This window comes from Pseudomonas fluorescens (assembly GCF_000802965.1).
In the GTDB taxonomy this organism is placed as follows: Bacteria; Pseudomonadota; Gammaproteobacteria; order Pseudomonadales; family Pseudomonadaceae; genus Aquipseudomonas; species Aquipseudomonas fluorescens_A.
The window spans coordinates 374720-395581 of the sequence record NZ_JSAK01000008.1 but is presented as its reverse complement, the minus strand read 5'-3'; the positions used below and the strand labels follow the sequence as shown (position 1 = coordinate 395581).

The 20862-nt window shown below is 59.7% G+C and carries 23 protein-coding genes and 1 other RNA gene; 18 read left to right on the top strand and 6 right to left on the bottom strand.

Features of this window, described 5'->3' with window-relative positions:
* Window positions 1-35: 35 nt before the first annotated feature.
* From NL64_RS08315 to NL64_RS08285, 7 genes are all read left to right on the top strand, one after another.
* Entirely contained in the window at window positions 36-743 is a 708-nt protein-coding gene (locus NL64_RS08315; RefSeq protein ID WP_034147654.1) for a FadR/GntR family transcriptional regulator, read from the top strand.
* A gap of 121 nt (window positions 744-864) precedes the next feature.
* Window positions 865-1194 carry a thioredoxin TrxA gene (gene trxA / locus NL64_RS08310; protein ID WP_003206727.1) on the top strand — a complete coding sequence of 110 codons (330 nt, stop codon included), beginning with the start codon at window positions 865-867 and terminating at the stop codon, window positions 1192-1194.
* Between the two features lie 247 nt (window positions 1195-1441).
* Window positions 1442-2701, top strand: a complete 1260-nt coding sequence (rho, locus tag NL64_RS08305; protein ID WP_003206716.1) for a transcription termination factor Rho — start codon at window positions 1442-1444, stop codon at window positions 2699-2701.
* A 139-nt stretch (window positions 2702-2840) separates the two neighbouring features.
* Entirely contained in the window at window positions 2841-4307 is a 1467-nt protein-coding gene (gene ubiD / locus NL64_RS08300; protein WP_034147653.1) for a 4-hydroxy-3-polyprenylbenzoate decarboxylase, read from the top strand.
* Window positions 4307-5275 carry a CDP-6-deoxy-delta-3,4-glucoseen reductase gene (locus NL64_RS08295; protein WP_034147652.1) on the top strand — a complete coding sequence of 323 codons (969 nt, stop codon included), beginning with the start codon at window positions 4307-4309 and terminating at the stop codon, window positions 5273-5275. Before ubiD ends, NL64_RS08295 begins: the two co-directional genes overlap by 1 nt.
* Window positions 5276-5610: 335 nt before the next feature.
* Window positions 5611-6279, top strand: coding sequence for a gamma-glutamylcyclotransferase (locus tag NL64_RS08290; RefSeq protein ID WP_034147651.1), 669 nt, complete (start codon window positions 5611-5613; stop codon window positions 6277-6279).
* 181 nt (window positions 6280-6460) lie between these two features.
* Complete coding sequence (locus NL64_RS08285) at window positions 6461-7075, top strand: energy transducer TonB (protein ID WP_034147650.1); 615 nt, start codon at window positions 6461-6463, stop codon at window positions 7073-7075.
* Between the two features lie 65 nt (window positions 7076-7140).
* On the opposite strand, the gene NL64_RS08280 is transcribed toward NL64_RS08285, so the two are convergent.
* Window positions 7141-8118 carry an NADPH:quinone oxidoreductase family protein gene (locus tag NL64_RS08280; RefSeq protein ID WP_034147649.1) on the bottom strand — a complete coding sequence of 326 codons (978 nt, stop codon included), beginning with the start codon at window positions 8116-8118 and terminating at the stop codon, window positions 7141-7143.
* A 150-nt stretch (window positions 8119-8268) separates the two neighbouring features.
* On the opposite strand from NL64_RS08280, the gene NL64_RS08275 reads away from it, so the two are divergent.
* The gene (locus NL64_RS08275; protein ID WP_034147648.1) at window positions 8269-8676 is read left to right on the top strand and encodes a flagellar basal body-associated protein FliL; all 408 of its coding nucleotides are present in this window, start codon (window positions 8269-8271) and stop codon (window positions 8674-8676) included.
* A gap of 107 nt (window positions 8677-8783) precedes the next feature.
* Here NL64_RS08275 and NL64_RS08270 read toward each other — a convergent pair whose 3' ends face one another.
* Window positions 8784-9233: an EVE domain-containing protein gene (locus tag NL64_RS08270; RefSeq protein WP_034147647.1), complete on the bottom strand. Its 450-nt coding sequence runs from the start codon at window positions 9231-9233 to the stop codon at window positions 8784-8786.
* Between the two features lie 197 nt (window positions 9234-9430).
* Between NL64_RS08270 and NL64_RS30355 the strand changes: the two genes are divergently transcribed.
* Entirely contained in the window at window positions 9431-9586 is a 156-nt protein-coding gene (locus tag NL64_RS30355; RefSeq protein WP_008048702.1) for a hypothetical protein, read from the top strand.
* A 35-nt stretch (window positions 9587-9621) separates the two neighbouring features.
* On the opposite strand, the gene NL64_RS08265 is transcribed toward NL64_RS30355, so the two are convergent.
* The 4 genes from NL64_RS08265 to NL64_RS08255 form a co-directional block, all read right to left on the bottom strand.
* On the bottom strand, window positions 9622-10227 hold the full coding sequence (locus NL64_RS08265) for a 5-formyltetrahydrofolate cyclo-ligase (RefSeq protein WP_032831317.1): 606 nt from the start codon (window positions 10225-10227) through the stop codon (window positions 9622-9624).
* Between the two features lie 102 nt (window positions 10228-10329).
* Window positions 10330-10508, bottom strand: a non-coding RNA gene (gene ssrS / locus NL64_RS29435) — 6S RNA.
* Between the two features lie 30 nt (window positions 10509-10538).
* Window positions 10539-10856, bottom strand: a complete 318-nt coding sequence (locus NL64_RS08260; protein WP_008055229.1) for a cell division protein ZapA — start codon at window positions 10854-10856, stop codon at window positions 10539-10541.
* Entirely contained in the window at window positions 10853-11062 is a 210-nt protein-coding gene (locus NL64_RS08255; RefSeq protein ID WP_007942437.1) for a TIGR02449 family protein, read from the bottom strand. The genes NL64_RS08260 and NL64_RS08255 overlap by 4 nt, the downstream gene beginning before the upstream one ends.
* Window positions 11063-11254: 192 nt before the next feature.
* Here NL64_RS08255 and NL64_RS08250 point away from each other — a divergent pair, with 192 nt between their 5' ends.
* From NL64_RS08250 to gcvH, 9 genes are all read left to right on the top strand, one after another.
* Window positions 11255-11815, top strand: a complete 561-nt coding sequence (locus tag NL64_RS08250) for a YecA family protein (RefSeq protein WP_034147646.1) — start codon at window positions 11255-11257, stop codon at window positions 11813-11815.
* A 27-nt stretch (window positions 11816-11842) separates the two neighbouring features.
* Entirely contained in the window at window positions 11843-13177 is a 1335-nt protein-coding gene (gene pepP / locus NL64_RS08245; protein ID WP_034147645.1) for a Xaa-Pro aminopeptidase, read from the top strand.
* On the top strand, window positions 13174-14361 hold the full coding sequence (gene ubiH, locus NL64_RS08240) for a 2-octaprenyl-6-methoxyphenyl hydroxylase (protein ID WP_034147644.1): 1188 nt from the start codon (window positions 13174-13176) through the stop codon (window positions 14359-14361). Before pepP ends, ubiH begins: the two co-directional genes overlap by 4 nt.
* Entirely contained in the window at window positions 14354-14839 is a 486-nt protein-coding gene (locus NL64_RS08235) for a DUF4442 domain-containing protein (RefSeq protein ID WP_034147643.1), read from the top strand. The genes ubiH and NL64_RS08235 overlap by 8 nt, the downstream gene beginning before the upstream one ends.
* Window positions 14840-14848: 9 nt before the next feature.
* Entirely contained in the window at window positions 14849-16066 is a 1218-nt protein-coding gene (locus tag NL64_RS08230) for a 2-octaprenyl-3-methyl-6-methoxy-1,4-benzoquinol hydroxylase (protein WP_172668654.1), read from the top strand.
* A gap of 211 nt (window positions 16067-16277) precedes the next feature.
* Window positions 16278-17282, top strand: a complete 1005-nt coding sequence (locus NL64_RS08225) for an extracellular solute-binding protein (protein WP_034147641.1) — start codon at window positions 16278-16280, stop codon at window positions 17280-17282.
* A gap of 142 nt (window positions 17283-17424) precedes the next feature.
* Window positions 17425-19041 (top strand): ABC transporter permease, encoded by a 1617-nt coding sequence (locus tag NL64_RS08220; protein WP_034147640.1) that lies wholly within the window; start codon window positions 17425-17427, stop codon window positions 19039-19041.
* A 155-nt stretch (window positions 19042-19196) separates the two neighbouring features.
* Entirely contained in the window at window positions 19197-20279 is a 1083-nt protein-coding gene (gcvT, locus tag NL64_RS08215; protein ID WP_034147639.1) for a glycine cleavage system aminomethyltransferase GcvT, read from the top strand.
* 49 nt (window positions 20280-20328) lie between these two features.
* The gene (gcvH, locus tag NL64_RS08210; protein WP_034147638.1) at window positions 20329-20712 is read left to right on the top strand and encodes a glycine cleavage system protein GcvH; all 384 of its coding nucleotides are present in this window, start codon (window positions 20329-20331) and stop codon (window positions 20710-20712) included.
* Window positions 20713-20862 lie beyond the last annotated feature (150 nt).

Here is a 20862-nt window from a genome sequence, read left to right as displayed (position 1 = left end):
CTGGCCGCACATTGGCCTGGTTCGTCTGGAAAACCATGAACTCGATCTCCCGTGCCGTACCCGAAGTGGCGCTGCAAGCCATCCGCAAACTGATTACCGAGCAGGGTTTCGGGCCGGGGGATGCGTTGCCTTCGCAACGGGACCTTGCCGTGCAATTGGGCGTCAGTCGGGCGTCATTGCGGGAGGCGTTGTCGTCGCTCAGTGCGCTGGGGGTGATCAGTATCCAGCCGGGCAAAGGCGTGTTCGTGCAGGCACCGGTGGAGCTGCCGCGCGGCGATGCGGCGCCCGGCTGGCCGTTCGCGGCCCAGGCTTCGCCGCTGGATATCTTCCAGTTGCGCTATGCGCTGGAGGGGTTCGCCGCCGGATTGGCCGCCGTGACCTTGAGTACCGATGAACTCGATGCGCTGGAAGACAATGTTGCCGCGATGCGCAATGAACTGAAGTCCGGAGACTTCGATGCGGCAGCACGCCTGGACTTCAAATTTCACCGACGCATCCTTCTTGCCAGCGGCAATCAGGCGATGCTGAGCATCCTGACTGCCAGCGCCGACATCTTCCTCGAGAGCCAGAAGCTGCCGTTCATCCGGGCAGAGCGCGCCATGGAAACCTGGCAGGAACACCGCAAAATCCTTCGGGCGCTGGCCCGGCGGGCCTCCGGGGCCGCGCAGAAGGCCATGCACGAACACGTACGCAACGCTGCGCTGCGCACCGGCATTGCATTCGTCGCTCCCGCCACGGCGTGACTTGGGCTATACCCAAACTCATGGACCACCATAGCGAGACTCAATCATCTGCGGCTTCCTGAACAGGGGAAGGGCGGCTATGATGGGCCACGTTTTTTTGCTTACAACCCTGGAGAATTCCATGAGCAGCGATCTTATCAAACACGTTAGCGACGCTAGCTTCGAGGCCGACGTACTCAAGGCTGAAGGCGCTGTACTGGTCGATTACTGGGCTGAGTGGTGCGGCCCTTGCAAAATGATCGCTCCTGTTCTGGACGAAATTGCCGAGACTTACAAAGGCAAGCTGACCGTTGCCAAACTGAACATCGACGAAAACCAGGAAACCCCGGCCAAGCATGGCGTGCGTGGTATCCCGACCCTGATGCTGTTCAAGAACGGCAACGTTGAAGCGACCAAGGTCGGCGCACTGTCGAAGTCGCAGCTGGCGGCTTTCCTCGACGCCAACATCTAAGCGTCGTTGTAGCGTGTCAAAGAAAGGCCCCGCATATTGCGGGGCTTTTTCGTTATTGAGGGCTAGACGCTCCGAAACTCAGGTGTTACATTCGGCCCCGCGCTGGTTTCTCCAGTGCCCCCTGCTAGCCGTCGCCGACGCTCTCCTTTTCGAATAAGTACGCGATCCTGTCGCCTTCTCCGCGGCGCGGCCTCATTAAGCCAAAAGCTTAATTTCCCCCCTCCATAAATGATTACGTCATTCCTATATGAATCTGACTGAACTCAAGCAAAAGCCGATTACCGAACTGCTCGAATTGGCCGAACAGATGGGCATAGAAAATATGGCCCGTTCGCGCAAGCAGGACGTGATTTTCTCCCTGCTGAAAAAGCACGCGAAAAGCGGCGAGGAAATCTCCGGTGATGGCGTGCTGGAGATTCTCCAGGACGGCTTCGGCTTCCTCCGCTCTGCAGACGCCTCCTATCTCGCCGGCCCAGACGATATCTACGTCTCGCCGAGCCAGATCCGTCGCTTCAACTTGCGCACCGGTGACACCATCGTTGGCAAGATCCGCCCTCCGAAGGAAGGCGAGCGTTATTTCGCGCTGCTCAAGGTCGACACGATCAACTTCGACCGTCCGGAAAACGCGAAAAACAAGATTCTCTTCGAGAACCTGACCCCGCTGTTCCCGACTGTGCGCATGAAGATGGAAGCCGGTAACGGTTCCACTGAAGACTTGACCGGTCGTGTCATCGACCTGTGCGCCCCGATCGGCAAAGGCCAGCGTGGTCTGATCGTTGCACCGCCGAAAGCCGGTAAAACAATCATGCTGCAGAACATCGCGGCAAACATCGCTCGTAACAATCCTGAAGTTCATCTGATCGTACTGCTGATCGACGAACGTCCGGAAGAAGTAACCGAAATGCAGCGCACCGTGCGCGGCGAAGTGGTTGCCTCGACGTTCGACGAGCCGCCAACCCGCCACGTGCAGGTTGCCGAAATGGTGATCGAGAAGGCCAAGCGCCTGGTCGAACACAAGAAGGACGTGGTGATCCTGCTCGACTCCATCACCCGTCTGGCCCGTGCCTACAACACCGTGATCCCGAGCTCCGGCAAAGTGCTCACCGGTGGTGTCGATGCCCACGCCCTGGAGAAACCGAAGCGTTTCTTCGGCGCCGCGCGGAACATCGAAGAAGGCGGCTCGCTGACCATCATCGCCACCGCGCTGGTTGAGACCGGCTCGAAGATGGACGAAGTGATCTACGAGGAATTCAAAGGCACCGGCAACATGGAGCTGCCTCTGGATCGTCGTATCGCTGAAAAACGCGTGTTCCCGGCCATCAACATCAACCGGTCCGGCACCCGCCGCGAAGAGTTGCTGACCGCTGACGACGAGTTGCAGCGCATGTGGATTCTGCGCAAGCTGCTGCACCCGATGGACGAAGTCGCTGCCATCGAGTTCCTGGTCGACAAGCTGAAAACGACCAAGACCAACGATGAGTTCTTCCTGTCGATGAAACGCAAGTAAGTCGAACAGGCCAAGAAGCCGGGGAAACCCGGCTTTTTGCTATCTGATTTTTGATCAAGCGGCAGTTCGTGGTTCTGAACCGAAGGGTTCGGCGCTAAACTGCCTGCCCCGAACGCCACGGCCAACACGAGGCTTACGCATGCAGTATCGCGACTTGCGCGACTTTATCAGCGGCCTGGAACAGCGCGGCGAACTCAAGCGCATCCAGGTTCCGGTGTCCCCAGTGCTCGAAATGACCGAGGTCTGCGACCGCACCTTGCGCGCCAAGGGCCCGGCCCTGCTTTTCGAAAAGCCCACGGGTTTTGACATTCCCGTGCTCGGCAACCTGTTCGGCACCCCCGAGCGCGTAGCGTTGGGCATGGGCGCCGAAGCGGTCAGCGAGTTGCGCGAGATCGGCAAGCTGCTGGCATTCCTCAAGGAGCCCGAGCCGCCGAAGGGTCTGAAAGACGCCTGGTCCAAGCTGCCGATTTTCCGCAAGATCATCTCGATGGCGCCAAAAGTCGTCAAAGACGCGATCTGCCAGGAAGTGGTCATTGAAGGTGACGACGTCGATCTCTCGAAACTGCCGGTGCAGACCTGCTGGCCGGGCGACGTTGCGCCGCTGATCACCTGGGGCCTCACCGTCACCAAAGGCCCGAACAAGGACCGGCAGAATCTCGGCATCTACCGTCAGCAAGTGATTGGCCGCAATAAAGTCATCATGCGCTGGCTGAGCCACCGTGGCGGCGCACTGGATTACCGCGAGTGGTGCGAGAAGCATCCGGGCCAGCCGTTCCCGGTGGCCGTGGCGCTGGGTGCTGACCCGGCGACCATCCTTGGCGCCGTGACCCCGGTGCCCGACAGCCTCTCCGAATACGCCTTCGCAGGTCTCTTGCGCGGTAACCGCACCGAGTTGGTGAAGTGCCGGGGCAACGACCTGCAAGTGCCGGCCACCGCCGAAATCATCCTCGAAGGCGTGATCCATCCGGGCGAAATGGCCGATGAAGGCCCGTACGGCGACCACACCGGTTACTACAACGAAGTCGACAGCTTTCCGGTGTTCACCGTCGAGCGCATCACCCACCGGACCAAACCGATTTACCACAGCACCTACACCGGCCGTCCGCCGGATGAGCCGGCTATTCTCGGCGTGGCGCTGAACGAAGTGTTCGTGCCGATTCTGCAGAAGCAGTTCCCGGAGATCACCGACTTCTACCTGCCGCCCGAAGGCTGCTCGTACCGCATGGCCGTCGTGACCATGAAGAAGTCGTATCCGGGTCATGCCAAGCGGGTAATGCTCGGTGTCTGGTCGTTTTTGCGACAGTTCATGTACACCAAGTTCGTTATCGTCACTGACGACGATATCAACGCACGTGACTGGAACGATGTGATTTGGGCCATCACCACGCGCATGGACCCCAAGCGCGACACGGTGATGATCGAAAACACACCGATCGATTACCTCGACTTCGCCTCGCCGGTGTCCGGCCTGGGCTCGAAGATGGGGCTCGATGCCACGCATAAATGGCCGGGCGAAACCACGCGCGAGTGGGGCCGGGTAATCGTCAAGGACGAAGCCGTGACCCAGCGGATCGATGCCATCTGGAATCAGTTAGGAATAGATTGATGCGTGTAACCTTGCAGCCCTCCGGCGCGGTGCTGGATATTTTGCCCGGCGAGCGGATTCTCGATGGCGCACGCCGTCTGGGCTATGAATGCCCGCAAAGCTGTCGCAACGGCAACTGCCACGTGTGTGCCGCGTTGCTGGTGGAAGGGCGCGTCAAGCAGGCGGGCAATGTGCGTGACCATGGCGAGTTCTACACTTGCATAGCAGAGCCGCTGGAAGACTGCATCGTGCTGTGGGATGGCGTGCTCGCGCTGGGAGAATTGCCGGTGCGCAGTCTGTCGTGTCAGGTCACCAGCTGCACCGACGTCGGCGGTGATACCTGGCGGGTGCGACTGCGGGCACCGGCCGGCAAGCCACCGCGTTATCACGCCGGTCAGTACCTGATGATTCATCGGGACAACGGCGACAAGTCGTCCTTTTCCCTGGCCTCGGCGCCGTCCTCCGGGCGTGATCTGGAAATCCATGTGCTGGCGCGCGAAGCCAGTGCACTGAACCTGATCGAACAGCTGCAACGCGACACGATGGTGCGCATTGACATGCCGTTCGGTGATACGCACCTGGCCGAGTTGCCCGACGGTCCGTTGGTGTTGATCGCTGCGGGCACTGGCATGGGCCAGGTCCATGGCCTGATCGAGCATTGCCGCGCCACGGGCTTCAAACATCCGGTGCACCTGTACTGGGGCGTGCGTCGCCCTGAAGACTTTTATGAAATCGAACATTGGGACGAGTGGCTGAAGCTGCCCAACCTGTTCCTGCATAAAGTCGTCAGCGATCAATGCGGTTGGCAGGGGCGCTGCGGCATGTTGCATGAAGCCGTTTGCGAAGACTTTCCCGATCTCAAGACCTTGCACGTGTACGCCAGTGGTTCACCGGCCATGGTCTACGGCACGCTGGATGCGCTGGTCGAGGCCGGGATGGACGCCCATCAAATGCGCGCCGACGTATTTGCCTACGCCCCACGCTCCTGAACCTCGCTCTCGTGCTGCGATCCTGATGCTGTTCTCCACTGTAGGAGCGAGCCTGCTCGCGATGAACCTGAGAGCACCGCGGGGTATCAGGTTTCCATCGTAATCGTTTTACGACCATCGCGAGCAGGGCTCGCTCCTACAGGTTATAACTCTCTATATAGCCTATCGGTATTTATAAAATCATATAAATGCCGGTAGGTTATATTCCAATCAGGCAATTAATTAAGAACTGTGCCATGGCACTTAAATTGCCTTAAAACATATGTGCCTTATTGTTACAGCGGTGCGTTCTATTAAGTAATTCTTCACCCGCGGGGAGCTGAACGCTAATCGCCATGAGCGCCATTGAATCGTCCATTTTGAATCTGGCTTACCCTCCGCGGCTCGATCTGGGGCCGCAGCTCACGCACGAACAATTACTCAGCTCAATGCAATCGACCATGGCGCGCCACAAGGGTGGGCCGGTGTGGTTGTTTGCTTACGGCTCACTGATCTGGCGTCCCGAGTGCACGGCGGTTGAACGGGTTCGCGGGCGGGTGCATGGCTACCATCGCGGTTTATACCTGTGGTCCCACGAACATCGCGGCACGCCGGAAATGCCCGGCCTGGTGTTTGGCCTGGATCGCGGTGGTTCATGCAGCGGCTTTGCCTACCGCTTGCCGGAAGAACAACTGGACGCTTCGCTGTATGCGCTGTGGAAAAGGGAAATGCCATTCCCATCCTATCGCCCGCACTGGCTCAACTGCCGACTTGAAGACGGCAGCCAGGTTCAGGCGCTGGGGTTTGTTCTGGAGCGGCATCTGCCCAGTTATGCCGGCAACTTGCCGGACCACGTGCTGAGCCACGTGTTCGAAAACGCTTGCGGGCGCTACGGCACCACTCGCGATTATGTCGAACAGACCGCCCACGCCTTGCGTAGCCATGCCATGCCAGACCGGAATCTGGAGGCGCGGCTCAAGCGCTGCAAATCAAAGCTCGAGCAAACGAGTGCTCCGCTTGTCTGAGACAAGCGTAGGAAATGTTCACTCCATCGTTTTAATGCATCTGAATTGTCCGAATTAAGGCGGGACTTTGGGAAATGTCCTGCGCTTTTCCCGGAAGCCATGACCTTCAGCTCAAAGCCCTCGATCTTTACCCTTTGTCCTGCTGCCAGACATGGCATTTCAGGTGCGAAGGGGAGGGTTTATGCGGTGGTTTGTGTTGATGCTCATGCTGGCGATATCTGGTGAAATCCGGGCCGGGGAGGTTTTCCTGATACCGGAGAACAATCCCAAGCCCATTTACCCGCCGGCACTGCAACGGGCCGGGATCATCGGTGATGTGCGGGTCAAATTTACAGTCAGTGCCGATGGTTCGGTGAGCAAGGTGAGCATTCTGCAAAGCGATCATCCTGACCTGGCGGAGGCGACCAGGGTTGCGATAGATCAGTGGCGGTTCAAGGCATGGACGGTCGAAGGTGAGAAACCCGCCGAGCAAGAAGTGATTGCGCCGATGGTTTTTGGATACGATTGGTCGCTGCCTATTCACCTCAATAAATGGCTCAAGGAATTGAAATGTCGGGATCTCAACGAGATCACCGTTCGTACCCCGGAACTCGCTTGGGTAGACACTCCCGCGTTCCACTACACGCGTGCTTATCTGTCGAACGCGTTTTCTGTGACAACGCTGACCGATGAACGACGTCTGGCGTTGATAGCCAAGCTGAACAGAAAGGTGCCGATCATCGTCAGGGAGTGTCTGAATAACCCTGTTTCCAGGTACGTGAGGTATTTGCCGCAGGATATTCGGAAGTTGCTCTAGTCATATAAGCGAAAAGGCCAGAACAACCATGTCAGTTGTTCTGGCCTTTTTTGTCATGCACAGATTCAGCGAACCTGAACCACCACTTTCCCGACCGCTTTACGCTGCCCCAGATCATTGATCGCCTGCGCCGCATTGCTCAGGGGATACACCTGCGACACCAGCGGCTTCAACTTGCCTTCGGCGAACCAGCCAAACAGTTGCTGGAAGTTCGCGGCGTTGTCTTGAGGTTGGCGTTGGGCAAACGAGCCCCAGAACACGCCGAGCACCGCTGCACCCTTGAGCAGCGCCAAATTCACCGGCAGCTCCGGGATGCGGCCGCTGGCGAAGCCGACCACCAGCAAGCGACCGTTCCAGGCGATGGCGCGGATGGCCTGGTCGAACAGGTCACCGCCCACCGGGTCGTAGATCACGTCGGCGCCCTGGCCGTCGGTCAGGCGTTTGATTTCGTCCTTGAGGCTGGTTTCGCTGTAGTTGATCAGTTCATCGGCACCTGCGGCCTTGGCCACGGCGAGTTTTTCGGCGCTGCTGGCGGCGGCGATGACGCGGGCGCCCATGGCTTTGCCGATTTCTACAGCGGCCAGGCCGACACCGCCGGAGGCGCCGAGCACCAGCAGGGTTTCGCCCGGTTGCAGGTTGCCGCGTTGCTTGAGCGCATGCATCGAGGTGCCGTAGGTCATGCTGAAGGCGGCGGCGGTGTTGAAGTCCATGGAGGGTGGAATGGGCAACACGTTGTAACCCGGTACGGCGACCTGCTCGGCAAAGCTGCCCCAGCCGGTAAGGGCCATGACACGGTCCCCGACTGTCAGGTGACTGACCTTCTCGCCCACCGCGCTGACAACACCAGACGCTTCGCCACCCGGGGAAAACGGGAAGGGTGGTTTGAACTGATACTTGCCTTCGATGATCAGCGTGTCCGGGAAATTCACCCCGGCGGCGTGCACGTCCAGCAGGATTTCGTTCTTCTTCGCGACAGGACTGGCGACGTCTTCCAGCACCAGCGATTCGGCAGGGCCGAAGGCTTTGCACAGCACGGCTTTCATCAGGGCTATTCCTTTGGGAGTGATGGCCGATAAGTGTAGGTGTGTGAGTCGATGGGTCAACGAGCATGCCCGACCCTGATAGTCAGCCATAAGCTTGTGCTTGAGCGGCGGGTCGTTATGCTAGGCCGCAAACCGGATAAGGAGCGAATTGTGAAAGCGTGGATCATGTTGATGCTGGCCCTGTCCCTGCCTGTGGCAGCGGTGGCCGAAGAGGCCAAGGAAGATGCGGCGCCGAAGGTCAATTACATAACCCTGAGCCCGCCATTCGTGGGCAACTATGGGCTGGACGGCACGCCGAAGCTCAAGGTCTACAAGGCTGATGTGGCGTTGCGGGTGACCGGTGATGAGGCGACCAAAGCAGTGAAAGCCAACGAACCGTTGATTCGCAATCAACTGGTGGCGTTGTTTGCCCAGCAGACCACCGAAACGATGAACAACGTCGAAGCCAAGGAAAAACTGCGTCAGGAAGCGTTAAAGCAAACCCAGCAAGTCATGAACGACGAAACCGGCAAGCCGGTGGTTGAGGATTTGTTGTTCAACAACCTGATCATTCAATAAGACTTACTTTCTCTGATTGAAAATCAAAAGATCGCAGCCTTCGGCAGCTCCTACAAGGTAACGCGTACTCCTGTAGGAGCTGCCGAAGGCTGCGATCTTTTGGCGTTTCAACGCAAAGCTTTAACCGCCGCCCACTGCTCAGCCGTCACCGGCATCACCGACAGCCGCGAGCCCTTCTGCACCAGCGGCATCTCAGCCAACGCCGTCTGCTGCTTGAGATAATCCAGCTTCAATATCCTGGGAAACGTCTCGACGTGCTCGACATCGATCGCGCTCCAGGCATTTTTCTCTGCAGTGGCCTTTGGATCGAAGTAATGGCTCTCGGGCTCCAGCGCCGTCGGATCCGGGTAAGCCGCCTCGACAATCTTGCCGATCCCGGCAATCCCCGGCTCGGGGCAGCTGGAGTGGTAGAAAAAGAACTCGTCTCCTACCGCCATCGCCCGCAGAAAATTACGCGCCTGATAGTTGCGAACCCCGTCCCAGCGCGCTCGGCCGAGCTTCTCCAGGCCTTTGATCGAGAGTTCGTCGGGCTCGGATTTCATCAGCCAATAAGCCATGTTTTTTGCTCCTTGCGAGGTCAGTGGGCAGGTTGTCGGGCAATTTTATGACAAACCGACAGTCGGTTGACGCCAGCATTTGCGCAGCGGTTCACGTTGCCGCAAAATGCCGGCCTTTAGAGCTTGACGCTGCTGCACGGCCTACAAAACGGAAACCGCTGCTGTCATCGTGTTGATGTGCCTTTGGGGGGCAATCGATGAAACGCAAACCGGATTTACTATGGATTTTGGTCATTTTGTTCGGCCTCGGCGTCGTAACCACTGGCTATGCCCAAAGCCTGTGGGCCAACAAGACCGATGCACCGGTCGAAGTGGCACAGTTGCAACAGCAGTCGACCGCGTTCAAGCGCTGAGCCTTTCTTTCCGACGCCGCTGATTCCAGTGGCGTCTAGCCTGCGTAATACCAGGCCTTGTCCGTCACCGTTCCTTGCAACGGTACATCCCAGCTCGCTTGAGCCAATCGTTCCACCTTCTGACATTCATGGGCCAGCCCCAGCAACGTCGGCTTGCGCCAGTCATTACGGCGCGCCAGATAAGCCAGACTGCGATCATAAAAGCCGCCACCCATGCCCAGGCGCCCGCCAACATCGTCAAACCCTACCAACGGCAGCAGCACAAGATCCAGCGCCCAGACTTTACGTTGCCGGGCGAGGTTGTGCCGGGGTTCGAGAATGCGGAAGCGATTGGGTTTGAGTTTCTCGCCGGGACGAATCCGCTGGAACACCATTTTGGTTCGCGGCCAGGCGCTCAATACCGGCAGATAGGTGGCCTTGCCGCGACGTTGAGCGGCACGCAGCAACAGGCGCGGGTCGATTTCACCGTCGGTCGGCAAATAAAGAGAAATGTGTTTTGCGCGGCGAAACAGCGGTTGCTGGGCCAATTGCTTGTACAACCCGCGAGCAGCCTGGCGCTGTTGGCTGGGTGTCAGTGCGCGGCGGGCCTTGCGCAGCATGCGTCGAAGTTGCGGGCGAGGGAGCAGCGCAGGTTCGGTCATGGATTCGGGCTTCGGCAGGACAGGTACGGAAAGCGTATCTGTAAAAAAGCGGATCTGTAAAAACGCCGATGCCGGTATTTAAACCGGCATCGGACTGGAATCAGGCTCCCCGGATGTACCGCTGTCGACTTAGCCCTTGAACCCGAAAGTTCAAGGTGGAAGATGCAGTAGGCTTTAAGGCTTTCCGTCTAGCGGACATGCACACCAGCCCAACGTGCAACCTCCAGGGTATAGCAAATCGGCTCAGGGACATCGCCAACTGGCAAGCACCCCAGGGAGTGATGCGAGTATAACGCAAGCGGTGGCGCGAATCAGCCTTTGGTGACGTCCGGATCGGTCGCGAGCACCAGATCGACGCGATCCAGCAGGTCGCGTACCTGCTCGCGGGTCGAACCGCTGGCCTGAATATCCGGGCGTTCTTCCTTGTGTAGCAGGTCGTGGGTAATGTTCAGCGCGGCCATCACGGCGATGCGATCGGCGCCGATGACTTTGCCGCTGCTGCGGATTTCGCGCATCTTGCCGTCCAGGTAACGGGCGGCGCTCACCAGGTTGCTGCGTTCTTCCTGGGGGCAGATGATCGAATATTCTTTGTCGAGGATCTGCACGGTGACGCTATTGCTTGAACTCATGAGTCTTGCTCCAGGGCCTTGAGGCGCGAAATCATCGATTCGACCTTACGCCGGGCGATTTCGTTTTTTTCAATGAGGTGAGCGCGTTCCTCGCGCCAGGTCTTTTCCTGAGCTAGTAAGAGTCCGTTTTGGCTCTTAAGTTGCTCGACTCGGCTAATCAGCAATTCGAGTCTGGCCATCAGCGCTTGCAGGTCGGTGTCTTCCATTGTCTTCACTGTCTGATGGGGTTGGACTGTAGGAGCGAGCCTGCTCGTGATGAGCCTGAGAACGCCGCGGGGTGTCAGGTACCCGGCGTTATCGTCGACGACCATCGCGAGCAGGCTCGCTCCTACAGGGCAGTCGTTGTAGGATACAAGGCCTTCATTCTAGACATAGCGCCGTCTGGCGCCTAGCTGCCCATGCCCATTCAGAATTCCCCGTACCAAGCCTTCGCCACCCTGCTGACGTCCAGCGGTCATAACGTCTCGCCTGCCGAACTGCACGGCCTGCTGCTCGGCCGCAGCTGCGCCGGCGCCGGTTTCGACGCCGAGGGTTGGCTGATTGATGCCGCCGAACTGCTCGAAAGCGAGCCGCAGGACAACGTCCGCAACGCCCTGATCGGCCTGCAAGAGATGGTCAAGGGCGAGCTCACTGGCGACGACGTCACCGTCGTGCTGCTGTTGCCAACCGACGATGCCCCGCTGGCCGAACGTGCCGCTGCACTGGGCGAGTGGTGCCAGGGCTTCCTCAGCGGTTTCGGCCTGAACTGCCGCGACAGCAGCGCCCTCAGCGCCGAAGCTACCGAGGTGCTGCAGGATCTGGCGGCCATTTCCCAGGTGCAAGACGCACTGGAAGAGTCCGACGACGGCGAAAGCGACTATATGGAAGTCATGGAATACCTGCGCGTCGCGCCGCTGTTGCTGTTCTCCGAAACCAAGAAGCCGGACGCGCCGGCTGCCGCCAAACCGTCGCTGCACTGATCAATGCCAGGGGAACGCCATCTGCCCATGATTCATATCCCTAAATCGGAATACAGCCGTCGCCGCAAGGCCTTGATGGCGCAGATGGAACCCAACAGCATCGCTATCCTGCCCGCCGCCGCGGTGGCTATCCGCAATCGCGACGTCGAGCACGTTTACCGTCAGGACAGCGACTTCCAGTACCTCAGCGGTTTTCCCGAACCTCAGGCCGTACTGGTCCTGATCCCAGGGCGCTTGCATGGCGAATACATCCTGTTCTGCCGTGAGCGCAACGCCGAGCGAGAGTTGTGGGACGGTCTGCGCGCCGGGCAGGAAGGCGCAATCCGCGACTTCGGCGCCGACGACGCTTTTCCTATCACTGATATAGACGACATCCTGCCGGGCCTGATCGAAGGTCGCGACAGGGTGTATTCGGCCATGGGCAGCAACCCCGAATTCGACCGGCACCTGATGGAATGGATCAATGTGATCCGCTCCAAAGCCAATCTCGGCGCCCAGCCGCCGAACGAATACGTTGCCCTGGATCATCTGCTTCACGACATGCGCCTGTATAAATCGGCGGCAGAAGTGAAGGTGATGCGCGAAGCCGCACGGATTTCCGCCCAGGCGCATGTGCGGGCGATGCAGGCTAGCCGTGTCGGGTTGTATGAGTTCAGCCTGGAAGCCGAGCTCGATTACGAGTTCCGCAAAGGCGGGGCGAAGATGCCCGCCTACGGTTCGATTGTCGCGGCGGGGCGCAACAGCTGCATCCTGCATTACCAGCAAAATGACGCGGTGCTCAAGGACGGCGATCTGGTGCTGATCGACGCCGGATGCGAGATCGACTGCTACGCCAGCGACATCACCCGCACCTGGCCGGTCAACGGCAGGTATTCCGCGGAACAGAAGGCGATCTACGAGTTGGTACTGGCTGCCCAGGAAGCTGCGTTTGCCGAAATCGCTCCGAACAAGCATTGGAATCAGGCGCACGAAGCGACGGTCCGGGTGATTACCTCCGGCCTCGTCGACTTGGGACTGTTGCAGGGCGACGTTGACGAATTGATCGCGAGCGAAGCCTACAAAGCGTTTTACATGCACCGCGCCGGCCACTGGCTGGGCATGGATGTGCATGACGTCGGCGAATACAAGGTCGGCGGTGAATGGCGCGTGCTGGAAGTCGGCATGGCGCTGACGGTGGAGCCGGGGATTTACATCGCTCCGGACAATCAGAGCGTGGCTAAGAAATGGCGCGGCATTGGCGTGCGCATCGAGGACGACGTAGTGGTCACCAAAACCGGCTGTGAAATCCTGACCAAAGGCGTACCGAAAACCGTCGCCGAGATCGAGGCGCTGATGGCGCATGCACGGACACAAGCGGCATGAGTCGAGTCAATCTGGCGATTATCGGTGGCGGCCTGGTCGGTGCCAGCCTGGCGTTGGCCTTGCAGGCCGGGGCCAAGGCCCGTGGCTGGAAGATCGTACTGATCGAGCCGTTCGCTCCCGGCGATACCTATCAACCGAGCTATGACGCGCGTTCCACGGCGCTATCTTTCGGTGCGCGGCAGATTTATCAGCGCCTGGGCGTCTGGCAGGAAATCTCCCGCCGCGCCGAGCCCATCAAACAGATTCACGTCTCTGACCGTGGGCGTTTTTCCACGGCGCGGCTGTCGGCAATGGAAGAAGGCGTTCCGGCACTGGGTTACGTGGTGGAGAACGCCTGGCTCGGCCAATGCCTGTGGCAAGGCCTGGACAAGGACGTGATCAGCTGGCGTTGCCCGGCGGAAGTCACGCGCATGGAACCGCTCACCGACGGCTATCGCCTGACCCTCAACGACGAGACAACGCTGGAATGCGACCTCGCGGTGCTTGCCGATGGCGGCCGTTCAGGCTTGCGCGAGCAACTGGGGATCGGCGTCAAGAAACGCCCGTACAACCAGAGCGCGCTGATCGCTAATATCACCCCGAGCGAAGCCCACAACGGCATGGCGTTCGAGCGCTTTACCGACGACGGCCCGATGGCATTGCTGCCGTTGCCGGATAACCGCTGTGCGCTGGTCTGGACTCGTCTGGGGATGGACGCGCAACGTCTGGCGGACCTTGATGAACGGAGTTTCCTCAGCGAATTGCAGGGCGTGTTCGGTTATCGCCTCGGCACGTTGAAGCAAGTCGGCGCGCGTCACTTGTATCCGCTGTCGTTGGTGGAGGCCGAAGAGCAGGTGCGACCGCATCTGACGATCCTCGGCAACGCGGCGCACAGCCTGCATCCGATTGCCGGTCAGGGGTTCAACCTGTCCCTGCGTGACGCCCAGGCGTTAGCCGACGCGCTGCTCGCCAGTGATCAGCCGTTGGGCGATTTCGCGACACTGCAGGCCTATCGAGAACGCCAGCGTCTGGATCAGAACCTGACCGTGGGCTTCTCCGATCAGGTCACGCGCTTGTTCGGCAGCACCCAGCCACTGGTTTCCATGGGCCGCAATCTTGGGCTGCTCGGCCTCGATCTGCTGCCACCGGCCAAGCGCTGGTTCGCCCGGCAGGCCATGGGTTTGGGTACGCGTCCTGATGTTTAAGTGGCTGACCCAGACGTTCGGCAAGGCGCGGTTGATGCGTTGCTTCATGAATTTCTACCCGCCGTACCTCGGCGCCGGGGTTCGGGTGCGGCACATCAGTGATGATTTCCGTGACGTTCAGGTGTCCATGGGTCTGAGCTGGTACAACCGCAATTACGTAGGCACCCAGTTCGGCGGCAGCCTGTATTCGATGGTTGACCCGTTCTTCATGCTGATGCTGATGGAAAACCTCGGGCGCAATTACATCGTCTGGGACAAGGCTGCCGACATCGATTTCATCGCGCCGGGCAAAGGTCCGGTGTTTGCACGATTCAACATCGACGACACCTTGCTCGACGAGATCCGGCGGCAGACGGCAGGTGGCGAAAAATACCTGCCGCAATTGCAGGTCGATATTCACGACGGCGCTGGCCATCTGGTAGCGCGTGTTGGAAAAACCCTTTACGTGCGGCTCAAGCCGCAAGCGAGACAGGCTTAAAGCATGGAAATGCGCGCAGATCTGCTGATTGTCGGGGCCGGAATGGTCGGCAGCGCCCTGGCGTTGGCGTTACAAGACAGCGGGCTGGAAGTCCTGTTGCTGGACGGCAGCCCCATGAGTGTCAAACCGTTTGACGCTCAGGCGCCCTTCGAACCGCGGGTGAGCGCCTTGTCCGCCGCCAGCCAGCGCATTCTCGAACGTCTGGGCGTGTGGGAAGGCATCGCCAACCGCCGCAGCAGTCCCTACAGCGACATGCACGTCTGGGACGGCAGCGGCACCGGGCAAATCCATTTCTCGGCGACCAGCGTGCACGCTGATGCGCTGGGCCACATCGTCGAGAATCGCGTTGTTCAGGACGCCTTGCTCGATCGCTTGCACGACTGTGATCTGGGCATGCTGGCCAACGCACGCCTTGAGCAGATGCGCCGCTCCGGTGATGACTGGCTGCTGACCCTCGCCGATGGCCGCACCTTACGCGCACCGCTGGTGATCGCGGCGGATGGTGCCAACTCGGCGGTGCGTCGCCTGACGGGCGTTGCGACGCGCGAGTGGGATTATCTGCACCACGCCATCGTCACCAGCGTGCGCAGCTCAAAACCTCATCAAATGACCGCTTGGCAACGGTTCACCGACAACGGTCCGCTGGCGTTCCTGCCGCTGGAACGCGATGGGCAGCAGGATTGGTGTTCGATCGTCTGGTCGACCACGCCGAGCGAAGCCGAACACCTGATGGCGCTGGATGACGAAGGTTTCTGTCGCGCGCTGGAGCGGGCCTTTGAAGGTTGTCTCGGCACTGTGCTCAGCGCTGACCCGCGTCTGTGCGTGCCACTGCGCCAACGCCATGCCAAGCGTTATGTTGCCGAAGGCCTGGCGCTGATCGGTGATGCCGCGCACACCATTCACCCGTTGGCCGGGCAGGGCGTGAACCTTGGGTTCCTCGATGCCGCCGTGCTCGCCGAAGAATTGCTGCGAGCGGCGACTCGTGGCGAGCGCTTGGCGGACGAGAAAGTCCTCAGCCGTTACGAACGTCGACGCATGCCACACAACCTGGCGTTGATGGCGGCGATGGAAGGTTTTGAGCGATTGTTCCAGGCCGACCCGTTGCCGGTGCGCTGGTTGCGCAATGCCGGGTTGAAAATGGTCGACCAGATGCCGGAAGCCAAGGCGTTGTTCGTGCGCGAAGCCCTCGGACTGATCGGCGATCTCCCCGCACTCGCCAAGCGCTGACTCGGCCCTGTAGGAGCTGCCGAAGGCTGCGATCTTTTGATTTTGCTTTTTTAAAGATCAAGATCAAAAGATCGCAGCCTGCGGCAGCTCCTACAGGGTTGCGTCGAATCCTGTGCAACATCTGGTAACTCCTCCGCGAACTGTCCGATTGAGAAGGCAAATGTGAGTCCTTATCATTTGGCCTCACTTTTTCAATCGAGAGACCGCTCCCATGTTGGCACCGAAGCGTCTACTGACCGCACTGGCCCTGACCCTGATCGGCAGCACCACCGCCCAGGCTGCTGACGAGGTGGTGGTTTATTCCTCGCGTATCGACGAGCTGATCAAACCGGTCTTCGATGCCTACACCGCCAAAACCGGCGTGAAGGTGAAGTTCATCACCGACAAGGAAGCGCCGCTGATGCAGCGGATCAAGGCCGAGGGCGAGAACGCCACCGCCGACCTGCTGCTTACCGTCGATGCCGGCAACCTCTGGCAAGCCGAGCAAATGGGCATCCTCCAGCCATTCACCTCGAAAACCATCGATGCCAACATTCCGCTGCAATACCGCGCGGCCTCCCACGCCTGGACCGGCCTGAGCTTGCGGGCGCGGACCATCGCCTATTCCACCGATCGGGTGAAACCGGGCGAACTGACCACCTACGAAGCACTGGCCGACAAGAATTGGGAAGGTCGCCTGTGCCTGCGCACGGCGAAGAAGGTCTACAACCAGTCGCTGACCGCCACCATGATTGAAGTCCACGGCGCGGAAAAAACTGAAAAGATCCTGAAAGGCTGGGTTAACAACCTGTCGACTGATGTGTTCTCCGACGACGTTGCGGTCCTCGAAGCCATCAGTGCGGGTCAGTGTGATGTTGGCATCGTCAACACCTACTACTACGGTCGCCTGCACAAGCAGAAACCTGAGCTGCCGGTGAAACTGTTCTGGCCGAACCAGGCGGATCGTGGCGTGCACGTGAATTTGTCGGGCATCGGCCTGACCAAACACGCTCCGCACCCGGAAGCGGCCAAGGCCTTGGTGGAGTGGATGACCACGCCTGAGGCGCAGAAAATCTTCGCTGACGTGAATCAGGAATTCCCGGCGAACCCGACGGTGCAGCCGTCTGCGGAAGTCGCGGCATGGGGCAAGTTCGTGGCTGACACCTTGCCGGTGGAAGTCGCAGGCAAGCGTCAGGCTGAAGCGATTCGCATGATGGATCGGGCTGGCTGGAACTAAGCCTGCTGGTTTAAAAGATCAAAAGATCGCAGCCTTCGGCAGCTCCTGCATTGGGTCGGTGATCACCCTGTAGGAGCTGCCGGAGGCTGCGATCTTTTTGCGTTTTCCCTACACTGCACGATTTTTCCGCGAGAGCTTGTCTGTGGCCCACCCCGCCCAACGCCGATGGTATCCCCTGGTCTTCGCCATCGCTGCGCTGGTCTTGTTGCCGCTGAGTGTCCTGCTGCTGTCCTGGCAAACTATCGATCAACAGATCTGGTCCCACCTCTGGGACACCCAGATGCCGCGTCTGCTGGGCAATACCCTGACTTTGGTGTTGGGCGTCGGTGTCGGCGTCACGGTCCTCGGGGTTAGCCTGGCCTGGCTCACCAGCCTCTGCGAATTCCCCGGCCGCCGTTGGCTGGACTGGGCGCTGATGCTGCCGTTTGCGATCCCGGCCTACGTGCTGGCGTTTGTCTTTGTCGGCCTGCTGGATTTCGCCGGCCCCGTGCAAACCCTGCTGCGCGAGTGGTTCGGGACAGGCCTGCGTTTGCCGCGGGTGCGCTCTACGGGCGGGGTGATCCTGGTTCTGGTGCTGGTTTTTTACCCCTACGTTTATCTGTTGGCACGCACGGCGTTCCTGGCCCAAGGCAAAGGCCTGATGGAAGCGGCACGCGTCCTCGGGCAATCACCATGGCAAGCGTTCTGGCGGGTGGCGTTGCCCATGGCACGGCCGGCCATCGGTGCGGGCGTGGCATTGGCGCTGATGGAAACCCTGGCCGATTTCGGCGCGGTGTCGGTGTTCAACTTCGATACTTTTACGACCGCTATCTACAAGACCTGGTACGGATTCTTCAGCCTGTCCACCGCCGCGCAACTGGCCAGCCTGTTGCTGCTGGTGGTGATGGTCGTGCTGTACGGCGAGCGGCGTGCTCGCGGTGCCAACCGGGCGAGCAACGAGCGCCCGCGGGTCAAGGCGCTGTATCACCTGCATGGCTTCAAGGCGCTGTTGGCCATGACGTGGTGCGGGTTGGTGTTCGCCTGCGCTTTCGTCATTCCGATGCTGCAACTGTTGGTGTGGTTCTGGCAGCGCGGTCGTCTGGATCTGGATGAGCGTTACGCCGGGCTGATCGTCCATACCTTGTACCTGGGCGCGATGGCGGCGTTGATCACGGTGAGCGTCGCCTTGGTGTTGGCCTTTGCCCGACGTTTGGCGCCGACCCGGGCGATCCGTTCCGGGGTCAGTCTGGCCAATCTTGGCTACGCCTTGCCCGGTTCGGTGCTGGCGGTATCGATCATGCTGGCGTTCAGTTACCTGGATCGCGAGCTGGTGATCCCGCTCTCCGGTTGGCTCGGTGGGGCTGGCAAGCCGCTGCTGTTGGGCAGCCTGTCGGCGTTGTTGCTGGCGTACCTGGTGCGCTTCATCGCCGTGGCTTACGGGCCGCTGGAAAGTAGCCTGGCGCGTATACGGCCATCTTTGCCCGAAGCGGCACGTAGCCTGGGTGTCAGTGGGCCACGACTGTTTTTCAAAGTGTATCTGCCGCTGTTGCTGCCCGGTTCGTTGAGTGCGGCGCTGCTAGTATTCGTCGACGTGCTCAAGGAAATGCCCGCGACCCTGTTAATGCGCCCGTTTGGCTGGGACACGCTGGCAGTGCGGATCTTTGAAATGACCAGCGAGGGAGAGTGGGCGAGGGCATCTTTGCCGGCCTTGACCCTGGTTTTGGTCGGGCTGCTACCGGTCATCGGATTGATCCGGCGTTCAGCGCATCGAAACAGCTAGGTGCCAGTCCTACACCTTGCGGCTACAATGCGCGGCATTCGGTGCGGTACGTCTGACAGACAAGGTTGTGAAAATCGGCTGAAGGCCTTTAATTACAAGGCTTTCACTCCAATGGCTCTCACCCGCACCTTCGCCACGCCCGGAAGGAGAAACCCATGGGACAGCGTACGCCTCTGTATGACCTTCATCTCGCCCTCGGCGCGAAGATGGTCGATTTTGGCGGTTGGGATATGCCTCTGCATTATGGATCGCAGGTCGAGGAACACCATCAGGTGCGCCGCGATTGCGGTGTTTTCGATGTATCCCACATGACCGTGATCGATGTCGTCGGTAAGCAGGCCAAAGCCTGGCTCCAGCATTTGCTGGCCAATGACGTCGAACGCCTGCACAGCCCCGGCCGTGCGTTGTACAGCAGCATGCTCAATGAGCGCGGCGGCATCGTCGACGACATGATCGTTTATCGCCTTGATGACGGTTATCGCCTGGTGGTCAACGCTTCCACCCGCAACCAGGACCTGGCGTGGATGCAGGCCCATCTCGATGGTTTCGAGGTGCAGCTCAGCGAGCGCTCCGAGCTGGCGATGCTGGCCATTCAAGGTCCCCACGCCCGGCACAAAGTGGCCGAACTGGTGACCCAGTCCCGCGCCAATCTGATCCAGCTACTCAAACCTTTCGAAGGCCTGCCCGACGGTGACTGGTTCATCGCGCGCACCGGCTACACCGGCGAAGACGGTCTGGAAATCATTTTGCCGGCCGATCAGGCACCGGGATTCTTTAACGATCTGGTGGGGGCGGGTATTTCCCCGATCGGTCTTGGCGCGCGGGATACCTTGCGGGTAGAAGCCGGCATGAACCTCTACGGCCAGGACATCAATCAAGACGTTTCACCGCTGGCCTCCAATATGGCCTGGAGCATTGCCTGGGAACCGGCCACTCGCCAGTTCATCGGTCGCAAGGCTCTGGAAGCCGAGCGCAGCGGTGGCATACAGCACAAACTGGTCGGTCTGGTCCTTGAAGAGCGCGGGGTTTTGCGCGCTCATCAAGTGGTCCGTATCGCCGATGTTGGCGAAGGAGAGATCACCAGTGGTAGTTTCTCTCCTACGCTTAGCAAGTCGATTGCACTGGCGCGCGTGCCGATGGCGACTGCCGACCGCGCAGAAGTGGAAATCCGTGGCAAGTGGTACCCGGTCCGAGTGGTCAAACCGACCTTCGTACGCCATGGCAAAACCTTGATCTAACCTTTTCTGGCGGCATCGACCGCCGACCAATTTCTTGAGGACACAGAACATGAGCGATATCCCTGCCGACCTGCGTTTTGCCGAGAGTCACGAGTGGGCTCGCCTGGAAGCCGATGGCACCGTCACCGTGGGCATCAGCGATCACGCGCAGGAAGCGCTGGGTGATGTGGTGTTCGTTGAGCTGACCGAAGTCGGCAACGTCTTTGCCGCCGGTGATCAATCCGGTGTGGTGGAGTCGGTTAAAGCCGCTTCCGATATCTATTCCCCAGTTGCCGGTGAAGTCATTGCGATCAACGAAGAACTGAGCGCTGAACCTGAGTTGCTCAACTCCGACCCGTACGGCGCGTGGATCTTCAAACTCAAGCCAAGCAACACCGCTGACCTGGAAAAGCTGCTTGATGCAGCGGGTTACAAGGCCGCCATCGGCGAGTAAGCCTTCAGGCGTCATCCCCAAAGCCCCGACTTGTCGGGGCTTTTTTGTGGGCGCTAAAAGATCGCAGCCTGCGGCAGCTCCTACAGGGGATCGCGGTTCAATGTAGAAGCTGCCGAAGGCTGCGATCTTTTGATCTTCCATCGACTGCTA